The organism is Enterobacter sp. MGH120, assembly GCF_001037725.1.
GTDB classification, from domain to species: domain Bacteria; phylum Pseudomonadota; class Gammaproteobacteria; order Enterobacterales; family Enterobacteriaceae; genus Enterobacter; species Enterobacter hormaechei_C.
On record NZ_KQ089940.1, the window covers coordinates 758,680 to 776,319 of the forward strand.

The 17,640-nt window shown below is 57.7% G+C and carries 11 protein-coding genes; 9 read left to right on the plus strand and 2 right to left on the minus strand.

What is annotated here, in order from left to right:
* Positions 1 to 139: 139 nt before the first annotated feature.
* The 6 genes from asd (at position 140) to glgP (ending at position 10,851) form a co-directional block, all read left to right on the plus strand.
* The gene (gene asd, locus SK54_RS03510; RefSeq protein ID WP_003861575.1) at positions 140 to 1,243 is read left to right on the plus strand and encodes an aspartate-semialdehyde dehydrogenase; all 1,104 of its coding nucleotides are present in this window, start codon (positions 140 to 142) and stop codon (positions 1,241 to 1,243) included.
* A gap of 239 nt (positions 1,244 to 1,482) precedes the next feature.
* Entirely contained in the window at positions 1,483 to 3,669 is a 2,187-nt protein-coding gene (gene glgB, locus SK54_RS03515) for a 1,4-alpha-glucan branching enzyme (protein ID WP_023304556.1), read from the plus strand.
* On the plus strand, positions 3,666 to 5,639 hold the full coding sequence (gene glgX / locus SK54_RS03520) for a glycogen debranching protein GlgX (RefSeq protein WP_048246759.1): 1,974 nt from the start codon (positions 3,666 to 3,668) through the stop codon (positions 5,637 to 5,639). Before glgB ends, glgX begins: the two co-directional genes overlap by 4 nt.
* Before the next feature lie 17 nt (positions 5,640 to 5,656).
* On the plus strand, positions 5,657 to 6,952 hold the full coding sequence (glgC, locus tag SK54_RS03525; protein ID WP_017384139.1) for a glucose-1-phosphate adenylyltransferase: 1,296 nt from the start codon (positions 5,657 to 5,659) through the stop codon (positions 6,950 to 6,952).
* Positions 6,952 to 8,385 carry a glycogen synthase GlgA gene (gene glgA, locus SK54_RS03530; protein WP_017384140.1) on the plus strand — a complete coding sequence of 478 codons (1,434 nt, stop codon included), beginning with the start codon at positions 6,952 to 6,954 and terminating at the stop codon, positions 8,383 to 8,385. Before glgC ends, glgA begins: the two co-directional genes overlap by 1 nt.
* Before the next feature lie 18 nt (positions 8,386 to 8,403).
* Positions 8,404 to 10,851, plus strand: a complete 2,448-nt coding sequence (gene glgP / locus SK54_RS03535; protein ID WP_048246761.1) for a glycogen phosphorylase — start codon at positions 8,404 to 8,406, stop codon at positions 10,849 to 10,851.
* Between the two features lie 87 nt (positions 10,852 to 10,938).
* Here glgP and glpD read toward each other — a convergent pair whose 3' ends face one another.
* Entirely contained in the window at positions 10,939 to 12,447 is a 1,509-nt protein-coding gene (glpD, locus tag SK54_RS03540; RefSeq protein ID WP_015571453.1) for a glycerol-3-phosphate dehydrogenase, read from the minus strand.
* Between the two features lie 285 nt (positions 12,448 to 12,732).
* Here glpD and glpE point away from each other — a divergent pair, with 285 nt between their 5' ends.
* Genes glpE through SK54_RS03560 form a run of 3 tightly spaced genes read left to right on the plus strand, consistent with a single transcriptional unit; the run spans position 12,733 to position 14,718 of the window.
* The gene (glpE, locus tag SK54_RS03550) at positions 12,733 to 13,065 is read left to right on the plus strand and encodes a thiosulfate sulfurtransferase GlpE (RefSeq protein WP_015571452.1); all 333 of its coding nucleotides are present in this window, start codon (positions 12,733 to 12,735) and stop codon (positions 13,063 to 13,065) included.
* Positions 13,066 to 13,112: 47 nt separating this feature from the next.
* The gene (glpG, locus tag SK54_RS03555) at positions 13,113 to 13,943 is read left to right on the plus strand and encodes a rhomboid family intramembrane serine protease GlpG (RefSeq protein ID WP_015571451.1); all 831 of its coding nucleotides are present in this window, start codon (positions 13,113 to 13,115) and stop codon (positions 13,941 to 13,943) included.
* A gap of 16 nt (positions 13,944 to 13,959) precedes the next feature.
* Entirely contained in the window at positions 13,960 to 14,718 is a 759-nt protein-coding gene (locus tag SK54_RS03560; RefSeq protein WP_017384141.1) for a DeoR/GlpR family transcriptional regulator, read from the plus strand.
* Positions 14,719 to 14,816: 98 nt separating this feature from the next.
* Here SK54_RS03560 and malT read toward each other — a convergent pair whose 3' ends face one another.
* On the minus strand, positions 14,817 to 17,522 hold the full coding sequence (gene malT / locus SK54_RS03565; protein ID WP_048246763.1) for an HTH-type transcriptional regulator MalT: 2,706 nt from the start codon (positions 17,520 to 17,522) through the stop codon (positions 14,817 to 14,819).
* Positions 17,523 to 17,640 lie beyond the last annotated feature (118 nt).

The window sequence follows — 17,640 nt, forward strand, 5'->3', positions numbered from 1 at the left end:
ATTAGCACTTTTTCTGATTGCCGGGCAATCATCGATTAATTTCGCTTGCGACTTTGGCAGCATTTTGTAATGTGAAGCATATCCCAGTTCAATACTGGCTTGCACAATCAGCACACACCCCTTGCAGGAAAAAAATGCTATGAAAAACGTTGGTTTTATCGGCTGGCGCGGTATGGTCGGCTCTGTACTCATGCAACGCATGGTTGAAGAGCGCGATTTCGACGCCATCCGCCCGGTCTTCTTCTCCACTTCCCAGCTCGGCCAGGCTGCACCGTCCTTTGGGGGTACCACAGGCACGTTGCAGGATGCTTACGATCTGGAAGCGCTGAAGGCACTCGACATTATTGTGACCTGCCAGGGCGGCGATTATACCAACGAAATCTATCCGAAGCTGCGTGAAAGCGGCTGGCAGGGCTACTGGATTGATGCGGCCTCTTCGCTTCGCATGAAAGACGATGCCATCATTATTCTTGACCCGGTTAACCAGGGCGTCATCACCGACGGCCTGAACAACGGCGTGAAAACCTTTGTTGGCGGTAACTGCACCGTCAGCCTGATGCTGATGTCCCTCGGCGGCCTGTTCGCACAGGATCTGGTGGAGTGGGTCTCCGTGGCGACCTACCAGGCGGCGTCCGGCGGCGGCGCGCGTCATATGCGTGAGCTGCTGACCCAGATGGGCCAGCTGCACCAGAGCGTCGCTGCCGAGCTGGCAGACCCGGCGTCCGCCATCCTCGACATCGAGCGTAAAGTCACTCAGCTCACCCGCAGCGGCGAGCTGCCGGTGGATAACTTTGGCGTACCGCTGGCCGGTGGCCTGATCCCGTGGATCGACAAACAGCTGGATAACGGCCAGACCCGCGAAGAGTGGAAGGGCCAGGCTGAGACCAACAAAATCCTCGGCACCGCGAACACCATTCCGGTTGACGGTCTGTGCGTGCGTATCGGCGCGCTGCGCTGCCACAGCCAGGCCTTTACCATTAAACTGAAAAAAGATGTGTCTATTCCGACCGTGGAAGAGCTGCTGGCCGCACACAACCCGTGGGCGAAAGTGGTGCCAAACGATCGCGATATCACCATGCGCGAACTGACCCCGGCAGCCGTTACCGGCACGCTGACCACCCCGGTTGGTCGTCTGCGCAAGCTGAACATGGGGCCGGAGTACCTCTCCGCGTTCACCGTTGGCGATCAGCTGCTGTGGGGTGCAGCCGAGCCGCTGCGCCGTATGCTGCGCCAGCTGGCGTAATAATTTGTTAAACACGGGGGGTGATTGTCACCCCCTTTTTTTGCGTACTACATGGAGTAAAACGCAGATGTCTTATTTTTTATCAGGAGGACCCACGACGTTGGCTATGCTTTAAGGAAGATTTATTTCTCACCTGAGGGTAGGGCGGAGCAGAGAGGATTAACTGCACCGTTTAGGTCACATTAAAAGTCGTCCCGGAGCGCGTAAAAAGGGCGACATAAAAAAACAGGATGAACACCATGTCCGATCGTATTTCGAGAGACGTGATTAATGCGCTTATTGCGGGTCACTTTGCCGACCCCTTTTCTGTGCTAGGGATGCACCGTACAGAGGCCGGACTGGAAGTTCGGGCGCTGTTACCGGATGCAACAGAAGTGTGGGTTATCGAACCCAAAACCGGCCGCAAGGTGGGTAATCTGGAATGCCTCGACTCGCGTGGCTTCTTCTCGGGCGTCATGCCCCGCCGTAAAAATCCTTTTCGTTATCAGCTTGCCGTTATCTGGCACGGTCAGCAAAACCTGATTGACGATCCCTATAGCTTTGGCCCGCTCTTAAAAGAGATGGACGCCTGGCTGCTGTCCGAAGGGACCCATTTACGCCCCTACGAAACGCTGGGTGCCCATGCAGATACCATGGACGGTATCACCGGCACGCGTTTTGCCGTATGGGCGCCAAACGCCCAGCGCGTCTCCGTCGTCGGGCAGTTCAACTACTGGGACGGTCGTCGTCACCCCATGCGTCTGCGCCGGGAAACCGGCATCTGGGAGCTGTTTATCCCCGGCGCGCACAACGGTCAGCTCTACAAATTCGAGATGATCGATGCCAACGGCAAGCTGCGCATTAAATCTGACCCGTACGCCTTTGAGGCAGAGCTACGCCCGAATACCGCCTCGCTGATTTGCGGCCTGCCGGAGAAGGTTGTCCAGAGTGAGGAGCGCAAGCAGGCCAACCGCTTTGATGCGCCAATCTCCGTCTATGAAGTGCATCTCGGCTCGTGGCGTCGCCACACCGATAACAACTTCTGGCTGAGCTATCGCGAGCTGGCGGACCAGCTGGTGCCGTACGCCAAATGGATGGGCTTTACCCATCTGGAGCTGCTGCCGATCAACGAACACCCATTTGACGGCAGCTGGGGCTATCAGCCAACCGGGCTGTATGCGCCCACGCGCCGCTTCGGCACGCGCGATGACTTCCGCTATTTCATCGATGCCGCGCACGCCGCCGGGCTGAACGTGATCCTCGACTGGGTGCCGGGCCACTTCCCGTCGGATGATTTTGCGCTGGCAGAGTTCGACGGCACAAAGCTGTACGAGCACAGCGACCCGCGCGAAGGCTATCACCAGGACTGGAACACGCTGATCTACAACTACGGTCGCCGTGAAGTATCGAACTACCTGGTCGGGAACGCGCTGTACTGGATCGAGCGCTTCGGCATTGATGCCCTGCGCGTGGATGCGGTGGCGTCGATGATCTACCGCGACTACAGCCGCAAAGAGGGGGAGTGGATCCCGAACGAGTATGGTGGCCGTGAAAACCTCGAAGCGATTGAGTTTCTGCGCAACACCAACCGCATTATCGGCGAGCAGGTGGAAGGCGCCGTGACCATGGCGGAAGAGTCCACCGACTTCCCGGGCGTTTCCCGTCCACCGGCAATGGGTGGTCTGGGCTTCTGGTACAAATGGAACCTCGGCTGGATGCACGACACGCTCGACTACATGAAGCTCGACCCGGTTTATCGTCAGTATCACCACGATAAGCTCACCTTCGGGTTGCTCTATAACTACACCGAAAACTTCATGCTGCCGCTGTCGCACGATGAAGTGGTGCACGGCAAGAAATCCATTCTCGACCGCATGCCGGGCGACCCATGGCAGAAGTTTGCCAACCTGCGCGCTTACTACGGCTGGCTGTTTGCTTTCCCGGGTAAAAAGCTGCTGTTTATGGGCAACGAGTTCGCTCAGGGCCGCGAATGGAACCACGATAGCAGCCTTGACTGGCATCTGCTGGAAGGTGCGGACAACTGGCACCACGGCGTACAGCGTCTGGTCCGTGACCTGAACCTGACCTATCGCCACCACAAAGCGCTGCACGAGCTGGACTTCGATCCGTACGGCTTTGAGTGGCTGGTGGTGGACGACCACGAGCGCTCGGTGTTTGTCTTTGTGCGCCGCGACAAGGCGGGTAACGAGATCATTGTCGCCAGCAACTTCACGCCGGTGCCGCGCGAACACTACCGCTTCGGCATTAACCAGCCGGGCAAATGGCGCGAAATTCTCAATACCGACTCCATGCACTACCACGGCAGCAACGCGGGTAACGGTGGCCTGGTGCAGAGCGATGCCATTGAAAGCCACGGCCGTCCGAACTCCCTGAGCCTGACGCTGCCGCCGCTTGGCACAATCTGGCTGGTGCGGGAGGGTGAATGACGCAGCTTACGGCAGGTAAACCCGAACCGCTCGGGGCGAGTTTTGACGGAAAGGGGGTGAACTTCACGCTCTTTTCCGCCCATGCGGAGCGGGTGGAACTCTGTGTGTTTGACGGGGAAGGTAACGAGCACCGTTACGATTTACCGGCGCGCACAGGGGATACCTGGCATGGCTACCTGGCCGGAGGACGGCCGGGGATGCACTACGGTTTTCGCGTACACGGCCCCTGGGAGCCCTCTCAGGGGCACTGGTTTAACCCGGCGAAGCTGCTGATTGACCCGTGCGCGCACCGCGTGGACGGTGAGTTTAAAGATGACTCGCTGTTCCACGTTGGCTACGGCGAACCTGACCACCGCGACAGCGCGCCCGTCGCGCCCAAAAGCGTGGTGGTGCACGATCTCTACGACTGGGAAGACGATGCCCCGCCGCGCACGCCGTGGGGCAACACCGTTATTTATGAAGCCCACGTTAAAGGGCTGACATATCTGCACCCGTCAATCCCTAAAGAGATGCGCGGCACCTACAAAGCGCTTGGGCATCCGACGATGGTCGCGTACCTGAAGCACTTAGGGATCACCGCGCTGGAGCTGTTGCCCGTGGCGCATTTCGCCAGCGAGCCGCGGCTACAGCGTCTTGGGTTAAGCAACTACTGGGGCTACAACCCGCTGGCGATGTTCGCCCTCGACCCGCGCTACGCGGTGCAGCCGGAGAAGGCACGGGATGAGTTTCGCGATGCGGTGAAGGCGCTTCACGCGGCGGGTATCGAGGTCATTCTGGACGTGGTGCTGAACCACAGTGCGGAAAGCGATCTTGACGGCCCGACGCTCTCACAGCGCGGAATCGATAACCGTAGCTATTATTGGATCAGGGACGACGGCGATTACGAGAACTGGACCGGGTGCGGTAACACCCTCAACCTCAGTCATCCGGCCGTTACGCATTACGCGTACGAGTGCCTGAAATACTGGGTTGAGACGTTCCACGTGGACGGTTTTCGCTTCGACCTGGCGCCGGTGATGGGGCGCACCCCGGCGTTCAGCCAGCAGGCGCCGCTGTTTGAGGCCATCAAAAACTGCCCGGTGCTCTCAAAGGTTAAGCTGATCGCGGAGCCCTGGGACATCGGAGAGGGCGGTTATCAGGTGGGGAATTTCCCGCCGCTGTTTGCCGAGTGGAACGACCACTTCCGCGATGCCATCCGCCGCTTCTGGCTGACGCGCGATCTGTCGCTGGGGGAGTTTGCCGGTCGCTTTGCCGGCTCCAGCGATCTCTTCAAGCGTGACGGCAAACGTCCGTCGGCCACCATTAACCTGCTGACGGCACACGACGGTTTTACGCTGCGCGACTGCGTTTGTTTCAATCAGAAACACAATGAGGCAAACGGCGAGGAGAATCGCGATGGGACTAACAATAACCATAGCTTCAACCATGGTATAGAAGGGTTAGGCGGAAGTCTGGATGTGATCGAGCGGCGACGCGCCAGCGTTCATGCGCTGCTGACGACGCTTTTGTTGTCGCAGGGCACGCCGATGCTGCTGGCGGGCGATGAGCACGGCCACAGCCAGCACGGCAACAACAACGCCTATTGCCAGGACAACACCCTGACCTGGCTCGACTGGGGAGAAGCGAATAGCGGGCTGACCCATTTCACCGCGGCGCTGATCCATCTTCGCCAGCGCATCCCCGCGCTCACCGCCGACCGCTGGTGGGAAGAGGGCGACGGAAACGTTCGCTGGCTGAATAAAGACGCGCAACCGTTAAGCGCGCAAGAGTGGCAACACGCCATACCCTGTCTGCAAATCCTGCTTTCGGATGCATGGCTGGTGACGCTGAACGCGACGGATGACGTCGCAGAGATTGTTTTACCTGACGGGGAATGGCGAGCCATTCCTCCCTTTGCCGGAGCGGATAATCCGGTTGTTATGGCTGTCTGGCACGGGCCTGCGCACGGAGTGTGCGTATTCCAAAGATGATAAAAAAGGAGTTAGTCATGGTTAGATTAGAGAAGAACGATCCGTTAATGTTGGCGCGCCAGCTACCATTAAAAACAGTTGCCCTGATACTCGCGGGCGGGCGTGGTACCCGTCTGAAAGATTTGACCATCAAGCGCGCCAAACCGGCCGTTCACTTTGGTGGTAAGTTCCGTATTATCGATTTTGCACTTTCCAACTGCCTGAACTCAGGCATTCGCCGTATTGGCGTCATTACCCAGTATCAGTCGCACACGCTGGTGCAGCACATTCAGCGCGGCTGGTCATTCTTCAGCGAAGAGATGAACGAATTTGTCGATCTGCTCCCGGCGCAGCAGCGCGTTCACGGGGAGAACTGGTACCGCGGCACGGCGGATGCCGTGACCCAGAACCTCGACATCATTCGTCGCTACAGCGCGGAATACATCGTCATCCTCGCCGGGGACCACATCTACAAGCAAGATTACTCCCACATGCTGATCGACCACGTCGAAAAAGGGGCGCGCTGCACCGTGGCGTGTCTGCCGGTGCCTGTTGCGGAAGCAACCGCGTTTGGCGTGATGCATGTAGATGGCGATGACAAGATTATCGACTTTGTCGAAAAACCGGCGAACCCGCCAACCATGCCGGGCGACGACACCAAATCGCTCGCCAGCATGGGGATCTATGTCTTTGATGCCGATTATCTTTATGAACTGCTGGAAGAGGACGACAAAGACGAAAACTCCAGCCACGACTTCGGTAAAGACATCATCCCGAAAATCACCAAAGCTGGCATGGCGTATGCACATCCCTTCCCGCTGTCCTGCGTGCAGTCAGACCCGAATGCGGAACCTTACTGGCGCGACGTCGGTACGCTGGAAGCCTACTGGAAAGCGAACCTCGACCTGGCGTCCGTCACGCCTGAGCTGGATATGTACGACCAGAACTGGCCGATTCGCACGCATATGGAATCGTTGCCGCCGGCGAAGTTCGTTCAGGATCGCTCCGGCAGCCACGGCATGACGCTCAACTCGCTGGTTTCTGGCGGTTGCATTATCTCCGGTTCGGTGGTGGTGCAGTCCGTGCTGTTCCCGCGCGTGCGTATAAACTCATTCTGTAATATCGATTCGGCAGTTCTGCTGCCGGATGTCTGGGTAGGGCGCTCATGTCGTCTGCGTCGCTGCGTTATCGATCGTGCCTGCATCATTCCCGAAGGGATGGTGATTGGGGAAAACGCGGAAGAAGATGCGCGTCGTTTCTACCGTTCGGAAGAGGGGATCGTGTTAGTAACACGGGAAATGTTGCGGAAGCTGCAAATCAAACAGGAGCGATGATGCAGGTTTTACACGTATGTTCTGAGATGTTCCCGTTGTTAAAAACGGGCGGCCTGGCGGATGTTCTTGGTGCATTACCAGCGGCGCAAATCGCCGGAGGGGTGGATACCCGCGTGTTGTTGCCCGCTTTTCCGGATATCCGGCGCGGTATTCCCGATGCAAAGGTTGTTACCCGTCGCGAGACCTTCGCGGGACGTATCACCCTGCTGTTTGGACATTACAATGGCGTAGGGATTTACCTGATTGATGCCCCGCATTTATACGATCGACCCGGCAGCCCGTATCACGATACCAACCTGTACGCCTATACCGATAACGTGATGCGCTTTGCCCTGCTCGGCTGGGTGGGGGCGGAAATGGCCGTCGGACTGGATCCGTTCTGGCGTCCGAACGTGGTGCACGCGCATGACTGGCATGCGGGGCTGGCTCCTGCGTATCTGGCGGCGAAGGGGCACCCGGCCAAATCGGTGTTTACGGTGCACAACCTGGCGTATCAGGGCATGTATTACGCGCATCATATGAATGACATCGATCTGCCATGGTCGTTCTTTAACATGCACGGACTGGAGTTTAACGGACAGATTTCGTTCCTGAAGGCGGGTCTGTACTACGCCGACCACATCACGGCGGTCAGCCCAACCTACGCGCGGGAAATTACCCAGCCGGAGTTCGGTTACGGTATGGAAGGGCTGCTGCAACAGCGCCACCGTGAAGGTCGCCTGTCGGGCATTCTGAACGGCGTGGATGAACAGATCTGGAATCCGGAAACGGACCTCCTGCTGGCGGCGCGCTATGGTCGCGACTCCGTGGAGGACAAAGCGGAGAACAAGCGCCAGCTACAGATTGCGATGGGGCTGAAGGTCAACGACAAGGTGCCGCTGTTTGCGGTGGTCAGCCGCCTGACCAGCCAGAAAGGGCTGGATCTGGTGCTGGAAGCGCTGCCGGGATTACTGGAGCAGGGCGGCCAGCTGGCGCTGCTCGGCGCGGGCGACCCGGTATTGCAGGAAGGTTTCCTTGCGGCCGCGGCGGAACATCCGGGGCAGGTGGGCGTGCAGATTGGCTATCACGAAGCGTTCTCGCACCGCATCATGGGCGGCGCGGACGTGATTCTGGTGCCGAGCCGCTTCGAGCCCTGCGGCCTGACGCAGCTCTATGGTCTGAAATACGGCACGTTGCCGCTGGTACGCCGCACGGGCGGGCTGGCGGATACGGTGTCTGACAGCTCCCTGGAAAACCTGGCGGACGGTATCGCCAGCGGGTTTGTTTTCGAGGACAGTAATGCCTGGTCGCTGCTTCGGGCGATCCGGCGTGCTTTCGTCTTGTGGTCCCGTCCATCCCTGTGGCGTTACGTACAACGTCAGGCGATGTCCATGGACTTTGGCTGGCACGTTGCGGCGCAGTCCTACCGCGACCTTTATCAACGCTTGATGTAACGAGGCGAAGTTACTGATATGAATGCTCCATTTAGCTACTCTTCCCCCACGCTCAGCGTTGAGGCGTTGAAACACTCCATCGCCTATAAGCTGATGTTTACCATTGGGAAAGATCCCGTTATTGCCAACAAACATGAGTGGCTGAACGCCACGCTGTTTGCGGTGCGTGACCGTATGGTCGAACGCTGGCTGCGCTCCAACCGCGCCCAGCTTTCGCAGGAGACGCGACAGGTGTATTACCTGTCGATGGAGTTTCTGATTGGTCGCACCCTCTCCAATGCGCTGTTATCGCTCGGGATTTATGACGACGTCAAAAACGCACTGGAAGAGATGGGGCTGGATTTAGAAGAGCTGATTGACGAAGAGAACGACCCGGGGCTGGGTAACGGTGGTCTCGGGCGTCTTGCCGCCTGTTTCCTCGATTCACTGGCGACGCTGGCGCTGCCGGGGCGCGGCTACGGTATTCGCTACGACTACGGTATGTTCAAGCAGAATATCGTGGATGGTCGTCAGAAAGAGTCTCCAGACTACTGGCTGGAGTACGGTAACCCGTGGGAGTTCAAGCGCCACAACACGCGCTACAAGGTGCGTTTTGGCGGGCGTATTCAGCAGGAAGGGAAAAAATCCCGCTGGGTGGAAACCGAGGAGATCCTCGCCGTGGCCTATGACCAGATCATCCCCGGCTACGACACCGATGCGACCAATACGCTGCGCCTGTGGAACGCGCAGGCCAGTAGCGAGATCAACCTGGGTAAATTCAACCAGGGTGACTACTTCGCGGCGGTGGAAGATAAAAACCACTCCGAGAATGTGTCACGCGTCCTGTATCCGGATGACTCGACCTACTCAGGCCGCGAGCTGCGCCTGCGTCAGGAGTATTTCCTCGTCTCGGCAACGATTCAGGATATCCTTAGCCGTCACTATCAGCTGCACAAAACCTATGCGAATCTGGCGGAAAAAACCGCCATTCACCTCAACGATACCCATCCGGTGCTGTCGATCCCTGAGCTGATGCGCCTGCTGATTGACGAGCATAAGTTCAGCTGGGATGACGCGTTTGAAGTAACCTGCCAGGTGTTCTCGTACACCAACCATACGCTGATGAGCGAAGCGCTGGAGACGTGGCCGGTGGATATGCTCGGCAAAATTCTGCCGCGCCATCTGCAAATCATCTTCGAGATCAACGACTACTTCCTCAAGACCTTGCAGGAGCAGTACCCGAACGATACCGGTCTGCTGAGCCGCGCCTCGATCATTGATGAATCCAACGGGCGTCGCGTACGCATGGCCTGGCTGGCGGTGGTGATCAGCCACAAGGTGAACGGCGTGTCAGAGCTGCACTCGAACCTGATGGTGCAGTCCCTGTTTGCGGACTTTGCGAAGATCTTCCCGACGCGTTTCTGCAACGTGACCAACGGCGTCACCCCGCGCCGCTGGCTGGCGCTGGCGAACCAGCCGCTCTCCGACGTTCTGGATGAGAACATTGGCCGCACCTGGCGCACCGATTTGAGCCAGCTGAGCGAGCTGGAGCAGCACATTGATTTCCCGACGGTGAATAAAGCGGTACGGGAAGCCAAGCTGCTGAACAAGAAGCGTCTGGCGGTCTGGCTGGCGATGCATCTGAACGTGGTGGCGAACCCGAAAGCGCTGTTCGACGTGCAGATCAAACGTATCCACGAGTACAAGCGTCAGCTGATGAATGTCCTGCACGTTATTACCCACTACAACCGCATTAAGGCTGACCCGACGGCGGAGTGGGTGCCGCGCGTGAAAATCTTTGCCGGTAAGGCGGCGTCCGCGTACTACATGGCGAAGCACATCATTCATCTCATCAACGATGTGGCGAAGGTGGTGAATCACGATCCGGACATTGGCGATAAGCTGAAGGTCGTGTTTATCCCGAACTACAGCGTAAGCCTGGCGCAGCTGATTATTCCGGCGGCGGATCTCTCTGAGCAGATTTCCACGGCGGGGACGGAAGCATCCGGCACCAGTAATATGAAGTTTGCCCTGAACGGCGCGCTGACTATCGGCACGCTGGACGGCGCAAATGTCGAAATGCTGGAGCATGTGGGCGCGGAGAATATCTTTATTTTCGGGAATACGGCGGAAGAGGTGGAGGCGCTGCGCAAGCAGGGCTACTCGCCGCGTGAGTATTATGAAGAGGATGACGAGTTACGCCAGGTGCTGACGCAAATCGCCACCGGCGTGTTTAACCCTGAGGAGCCCGGACGCTATCGCGATCTGGTGGACTTGCTGATTAACTTTGGCGATCACTATCAGGTGCTGGCGGATTACCGCAGCTACGTGGATTGTCAGGATAAGGTGGACGAACTGTACCGTCAGCAGGAGAAGTGGACCAGCGCCGCGATGCATAACATCGCCAACATGGGATACTTCTCGTCGGACAGGACTATCAAAGAGTATGCCGAGAATATCTGGCATATTGATCCGGTGCGGTTGTAAAAACAAAGCCCGGTGGCGCTGCGCTTACCGGGCCTACGGGATCGAGTAGGCCGGGTAAGGCGGAGCCGCCACCCGGCTTTTTTTCAATTACGACGCCAACGACAATTCACGCTTTCCCGCATGCTGCTGCAACCATTGCGCCACGCGAGACTGCTGCTCGGCATTCAGCCACATCCCTTCTTTAGTACGACGCCAGATAGCATCGTCCAGACGGCGCACCCACTCGTGTTCCACCAGGTAGCGCAGTTCCGCTTCGTACAGCTCATGGCCAAAATGCTCGCCCAGATCGGCAATCTCTTTCGCCTCGCCGAGGAACAGTTCGGTGTTGCTGCCGTAGGTGCGGGCATAGTGGCGCGCCATTCCTTCGGTAATGAACGGGAAGCGGCGACGCAGCTTCGCGGCGTAATCGTCGCGGTTATCGCCGATATCGCCGCCAGGCAGCACGGCGCCTTTCGTCCACGCCGGGCCGATGCCTTTGTAATACGGCGCCAGTTTCTCCAGCGCGTGCTCCGCCAGTTTACGGTAGGTGGTGAGCTTACCGCCAAATACCGACAGCAGGGGCGCCTGACCGTCCACGTCATGAATATCAAGCGTATAGTCACGGGTGATGGCCTGCGGTGAGTCAGACTCGTCATCACACAGCGGACGCACGCCGGAGTAGGTCCAGACCACGTCATCGCGCGCCAGCTGTTTCTTAAAGTGCGCGTTGTACACTTTCAACAGGTAGCTGACTTCACTCTCGTCGATCTCAACGTTTTTCGGATCGCCCTTGTACTCCACGTCGGTGGTGCCGATGATGGAGAACTCGTCCATCCACGGGATCACAAACACAATGCGCTTGTCTTCATTTTGCAGGATATAAGCCTGTTTCTGGGTATGCACGCGCGGCACCACAATGTGGCTGCCCTTGATCAGGCGGATGCCGTACGGAGAAGGCAGGTGCATACCGTCATCGAAGAACTGTTTTACCCACGGGCCGGTGGCGTTCACCAGGCCGCGCGCTTTCCAGCTAAACTTCTCACCGGTATCCACGTCTTCCGCTTCCACAATCCACAGGCCGTTTTCGCGGCGTGCGGCGGTCGCGCGGGTACGGGTTTTCACCTCGCCGCCTTTCTTCTCGACCATCTGCGCGTTAGCCAGCACCAGACGCGCATCGTCCACCCAGCAGTCGGAATATTCGAAACCGCGCACGATTTCAGGTTTAAGAACCGACTCTGAGCCAAAACGCAAACCTGTCGAACCCGGCAGGCTGGTGCGTTTACCCAGATGATCGTACATAAACAGACCAATGCGGATCATCCACGCCGGACGCAGATGCGGGCGATGAGGCAGACGGAAACGCATCGGGATCGCCAGATGCGGAGCCATTTTCAGCAGTACTTCGCGTTCAGCCAGCGCTTCGCTGACCAGGCGAAATTCGTAGTGTTCCAGGTAGCGCAGGCCACCGTGGATCAGCTTGGAACTGGCGGACGACGTCGCGCAGGCGAGATCGTTAGCTTCCAGCATCAGCACGGATAAACCGCGTCCTGCGGCATCAACCGCAATACCGGCACCGTTGATGCCACCGCCTATCACAATCAGATCTTTGGTTTCCATAACACCCTCATGCACTTTCGTTAAAGCTCAAAAATGTTCGATATCGCTCATAATAGCAAAGGAACGCGCTTTTGGTAACATCAAAAAAACAATTTAGAGTGATATGGATAACATAATGGCGTTTACCCGCCGCCAGGACGTACACTACGGGGTAAAATGGTGCGGTCTGATGCCCTCACCCCAGCCCTCTCCCACGGGGAGAGGGTGATCCGTTTCCCTCTCCCTCCGGGAGAGGGTAGGGTGAGGGGAAAACCGCACCACACCTGAATATAAGATGAGAACACCATGGATCAGTTTGAATGTATTAACGTAGAAGAAGCCCATCAGAAGATGCACCAGGGACAAGCGGTGCTGGTGGATATCCGCGATCCGCAGAGCTTTGCGATGGGCCACACGCCGGGCGCGTTCCATCTCACCAACGACACGCTGGGCGCGTTTATGCGCGATAACGACTTCGATACCCCGGTGATGGTGATGTGCTATCACGGCAACAGTAGTAAAGGCGCGGCGCAGTATCTGCTCCAGCAGGGTTACGACGCGGTGTACAGCGTCGATGGCGGCTTCGATGCCTGGCATCGTCATTTCCCGGCAGAAGTTGAATACGCGTTTGAGCGCTGATCCCGCTATACTGTCCCCTTTTGTGTGGAAATAAGCGACCGCTGCCCATGTTGATGATCACCTCTTTTAGCAACCCGCGCGTCGCCCAGGCGTTTGTCGACTATATGGCGACGCAGGGCATTATCCTGACTATTCAGCAGCATACACAGACGGATGTCTGGCTGGCAGACGAAAGCCAGGCCGGCCGCGTGAACGACGAGCTTGCGCGTTTTCTGGAAAACCCGGGCGACCCGCGTTATCTGGCGGCAAGCTGGCAATCCGGCCAGACCGGCAGTGGCCTGCACTATCAACGTTTTCCGTTTCTCGCCACCCTGCGCGAGCGCGCAGGACCGTTTACGCTGCTTTTGATGGCAGCCTGCATCATCGTCTTCATTATTATGAGCGTGGTGGGCGACCAGAGCGTGATGATTGCCCTCGCATGGCCGTACGATCCCTCCCTGCAATTTGACGTCTGGCGCTACTTCACGCATGCGCTGATGCACTTCTCGGTGATGCATATCCTCTTTAACCTGCTGTGGTGGTGGTATCTCGGCGGGGCGGTGGAGAAGCGGCTCGGCAGCGGCAAGCTGATTGTGATCACCCTTATCAGCGCCCTGTTAAGCGGCTACGTGCAGCACAAATTCAGCGGTCCGTGGTTTGGCGGGTTATCCGGCGTGGTGTACGCCCTGATGGGTTACGCCTGGCTCAGAGGCGAGCGCGACCCGGATAGTGGCATCTATTTACAACGTGGATTAATAACCTTTGCGTTAATATGGCTTATTGCCGGATGGTTTGATCTGTTTGGTATGTCTATCGCCAATGGTGCGCACGTTACCGGCCTGGCGGTCGGGCTGGCGATGGCGCTGGCCGATACGCTCCATGCGCGAAAACGAACATAATTCCCAGGGATATTTCATGAAACAAACACAACGTCATGACGCCATTATCGAACTGGTAAAAAAACAGGGATACGTCAGTACTGAAGAGCTGGTGGAGCAGTTTGCCGTCAGCCCGCAAACCATCCGTCGTGACCTCAACGACCTGGCCGATCAGAACCGTATTTTGCGTCACCACGGCGGCGCCGCACTGCCGTCCAGCTCGGTGAACACCTCATGGCATGACCGTAAGGCGACGCAAACGGCAGAGAAAGAGCGTATCGCCCGTAAAGTGGCGAGCCAGATCCCGAACGGCGCGACGCTGTTTATTGATATCGGCACCACGCCGGAAGCGGTCGCCCATGCGCTGCTGAACCACGAGAACCTGCGCGTGGTGACCAACAACCTGAACGTGGCCAACACGTTGATGCAGAAAGACGATTTCCGCATCATCCTCGCGGGCGGCGAACTGCGCAGCCGCGACGGCGGAATTATTGGCGAAGCGACCCTCGACTTCATCTCCCAGTTCCGCCTCGACTTCGGCATTCTGGGGATCAGCGGCATCGACAGCGACGGCTCGCTGCTGGAGTTTGATTACCACGAGGTGCGCACCAAGCGCGCGATCATTGAAAACTCACGTCACGTGATGCTGGTGGTGGACCACTCCAAATTTGGCCGTAACGCGATGGTCAACATGGGCAGCATCAGCATGGTGGATGCGGTTTACACCGACGTGATGCCGCCGGCGGGCGTGATGCAGGTGATTAAAGATAATAATTTGCAGCTGGAATTGTGCTAGCGGTTGTGTCGGGTGGCGCTGCGCTTACCCGACCTACAAAATTTTCTCCCTCTCCCTGTGGGAGAGGGCCGGGGTGAGGGCATCAGACCGCAGAGAAATTACACTCCATATCCCATCATCTTCAACAGCTGCTGCGCATGCTGCACCGCATCCTGTCGGTGCGCTACGCCCAGCTTCTGATACAGATTGCGAATGTGCGTTTTGATGGTGGTCGCCGCCACCGCCAGCTCACCGGCAATCTGCTCGTTGCTGTAGCCGGAATAGATCAGCCCCAGCACCTGCCATTCACGCTGGGTGAGCGGGCTGGTGCGGATAAGCTCCGGCACTTCCGGATGGTTCAGCAGACGTTCAACAAAGTTCTCATCGAAGTGCGCAAACTTGTGGCGGTGGTGCTGGTTAATCTCGCGCAGAATGCGCTGGGCGCGATGCTGATCGAGTTCTGGCAGTGTGTTGAGCTGAATCAGCTGGCGCAGCTGCTGGGCCATCACTTCACCCTCAATCACAAAGTGGCTGATAAACCCGGTGCGGTTCGCCAGCTGTAACGCTTCCAGCAGTACGCGCTGGGCATCGTTTTTACGGCCCGCCTGCCAGTAAAGCTGGTTTAACAGCAGCAGGTTGCGGTTTAAATCGCTCATCAGGCGCAGGCTGCGGGCGTTTTCGTTTAACTCTTCCAGCACAATCTCGGCAGGCTCAAAGTCACCCAGCAGGATCTGCACGCGAGCGATGTTGCGCCACTGGCTTTGCAGGAAGTGGTTATTGGCAAATTCCGGTTTAGGCGTATGACGCAGCCAGTTGGCGGCGGACTTTTTATCGCCGGTCATCTGCCAGTAAATCACCCGCACCTTATCGGCGTTGGATACCCAGTCGCTATGGTACTGCCCGTTGCCGAGCAGGTTTTCCAGGCGGTTAAGATGGTTGCGGGCATTATCCAGGTCGCCGCGCGCCAGCGAGCACTGCACCAGCAGAGCCAGACACTGGAGCTGCTGCTGCGGCTGGAAGCTCGAAAGGACATTCAGACCCTGGCGGGCGCAGCTTTCTGCTTCATCCAGACGCGACCATGCCCACAGCAGCTGAGCGCGAATACGCAACAGGAACTCGTGCATCGGCAGCTGTTCCAGATGCTGTTCACGGATCAGCTGGAACGCTTTCTCCTGGTTTTCCCAGGCGGCTTGCAGGAATCCCTGAGCAAATAAAATCTCGCTTTGCTGGATCAGGCTCCAGAGGGCGTAATGCCAGACATCGTGGCGGCGCGCCATCTGTTCGGTTTGCTGCATGAGTGAAAGCGAACGCGTGAGATCGCCCTTACAGTGCAGCACTTCGCCGTGTACCGAGGTGGCCACAATACGGCTGTAAAAATTCGCCAGCGGCAGCTCATCCAGCGCGACCATCGCCAGCCGTTCGGCTTCCTCAGGGTCACCGTCGTTAATCGCCACCTGCGCACGCAGGGCGTTAAATTCGCCATGCAGGGTGGTATCCATCTCGCTTTCCATCTCCTGCTCGGCGCGCGCCAGCAGGGTGTTCACTTCGCTGTAGCGATGCTGGCTCTGCATCAGCCAGGCCTGGAGCAGCACCAGACGCGGATTCTCCAGCAGGCTTTCCCACGGCAGCGCTTTTAACGACTCTTCCAGCAGCGTCAGTTCACTGTGGTTGAACAGTCCCCACGCGTGGTTGAGCAGAATATCGCGCAGCATACCGGCATCCCCGGCGGCCAGCGCATGGTGGATAGCCTCGCTCGGAAAACCTTGCGCCATCCAGCTTTCGGCGGCGGCGCGGTGAATGTCAGGCAGCTCTGCGGCCAGTTCCCACTGGCAACGCTGGCGCAGGAAGCTGCCAAACAGCGGATGGTAGCTAAACCATTCGCCGGGATCGTCCATGCGCGTCAGGAACAGACCCTGACGTTCAATCTCTTCGAGCTGAAGCTGCCCGTTTTCAATGCCGGTGACGCGCACGATCAGCGCATCGTTCATGGAACGCAGCAGGGAGCTTTTCAGCAGGAAATGGCGGGTGGAGAGGTCAACCCTGTCGAGTACCTCATCCACCAGATAATCCGACAGGTGGCTGGCGTTGATGCCCGCCAGGCGGCGTGCGGACTGATGCGTCGGGCTGTTGTTTTGCCGCGCGGAGAGGGCAATCAGCTGAAGCGCCGTGGCCCAGCCGGCAACGTCATCGCACAGGCGGCTGCTTTCCGACGCCTCAATCGGAGACGTCAGGCGGCAGTCAAAGAACTGCTTCGCTTCCTGATGGGTAAAGGCCAGCTGCTGACTGCCGATTTCCAGCAGCTGATCGCGCACGCGCAGGTTGGCAATGCCCAACTGCGGAAGGTTACGCGACAGGACAACCAGCGTCAGGTTTTCCGGCTGATGGCGCAGGAAGAAACGCATGGACTCGTGAATAACCGGGTTGGTGATCAGATGATAATCATCAATCACCACATACAGCGGGCGATGCCATTCGGCCAGCTCGATAAACAGCTGGGAGAAAAGAGAGGACAGGCTGGCGTACTGGCGCTTTTGCACCATCACCTCGCTGGTGACGCAGTGTCCGTTGGTTGCCTGCTGAATCGCGGCAATTAAATAGCTGGCAAAACGCTCCTGCTGGTTATCCCCTTCATCCAGGGAGTACCAGCCAAGATCGCTTTTACCTGCCGCCCATTGCGAAATGAGCGTTGTTTTTCCATAACCCGCAGGACTCGTAACCAGCGCCAGTCGGAAATTATGCGCACCGGAAAGTTTAGCCAGCAGGCGCTCGCGGACCACAGTATGGTCAAGACGAACCGGGCGACTTAATTTGGACGGAATCAACATAGTTTTCACTTCACTGTGGGGAACGAGAGAATTTATTTTTTTTGCGCTTCGTAATTAATATCTATAAGTTCGGCCAATAGAGGAACTATTGCAAGTTATGTCTGGGTTTGGAGGCTCT

What these genes read in the sequence shown, in the direction of transcription:
- glpG (WP_015571451.1), top strand. Translation starts at nt 13,113, where the DNA reads ATGTTGATGATCACCTCTTTTAGCAACCCGCGCGTCGCCCAGGCGTTT.
- glgB (WP_023304556.1), top strand. Translation starts at nt 1,483, where the DNA reads ATGTCCGATCGTATTTCGAGAGACGTGATTAATGCGCTTATTGCGGGT.
- glgA (WP_017384140.1), top strand. Translation starts at nt 6,952, where the DNA reads ATGCAGGTTTTACACGTATGTTCTGAGATGTTCCCGTTGTTAAAAACG.
- SK54_RS03560 (WP_017384141.1), top strand. Translation starts at nt 13,960, where the DNA reads ATGAAACAAACACAACGTCATGACGCCATTATCGAACTGGTAAAAAAA.
- glgP (WP_048246761.1), top strand. Translation starts at nt 8,404, where the DNA reads ATGAATGCTCCATTTAGCTACTCTTCCCCCACGCTCAGCGTTGAGGCG.
- malT (WP_048246763.1), bottom strand. Translation starts at nt 17,522, where the DNA reads ATGTTGATTCCGTCCAAATTAAGTCGCCCGGTTCGTCTTGACCATACT.
- glpE (WP_015571452.1), top strand. Translation starts at nt 12,733, where the DNA reads ATGGATCAGTTTGAATGTATTAACGTAGAAGAAGCCCATCAGAAGATG.
- glgX (WP_048246759.1), top strand. Translation starts at nt 3,666, where the DNA reads ATGACGCAGCTTACGGCAGGTAAACCCGAACCGCTCGGGGCGAGTTTT.
- glgC (WP_017384139.1), top strand. Translation starts at nt 5,657, where the DNA reads ATGGTTAGATTAGAGAAGAACGATCCGTTAATGTTGGCGCGCCAGCTA.
- asd (WP_003861575.1), top strand. Translation starts at nt 140, where the DNA reads ATGAAAAACGTTGGTTTTATCGGCTGGCGCGGTATGGTCGGCTCTGTA.
- glpD (WP_015571453.1), bottom strand. Translation starts at nt 12,447, where the DNA reads ATGGAAACCAAAGATCTGATTGTGATAGGCGGTGGCATCAACGGTGCC.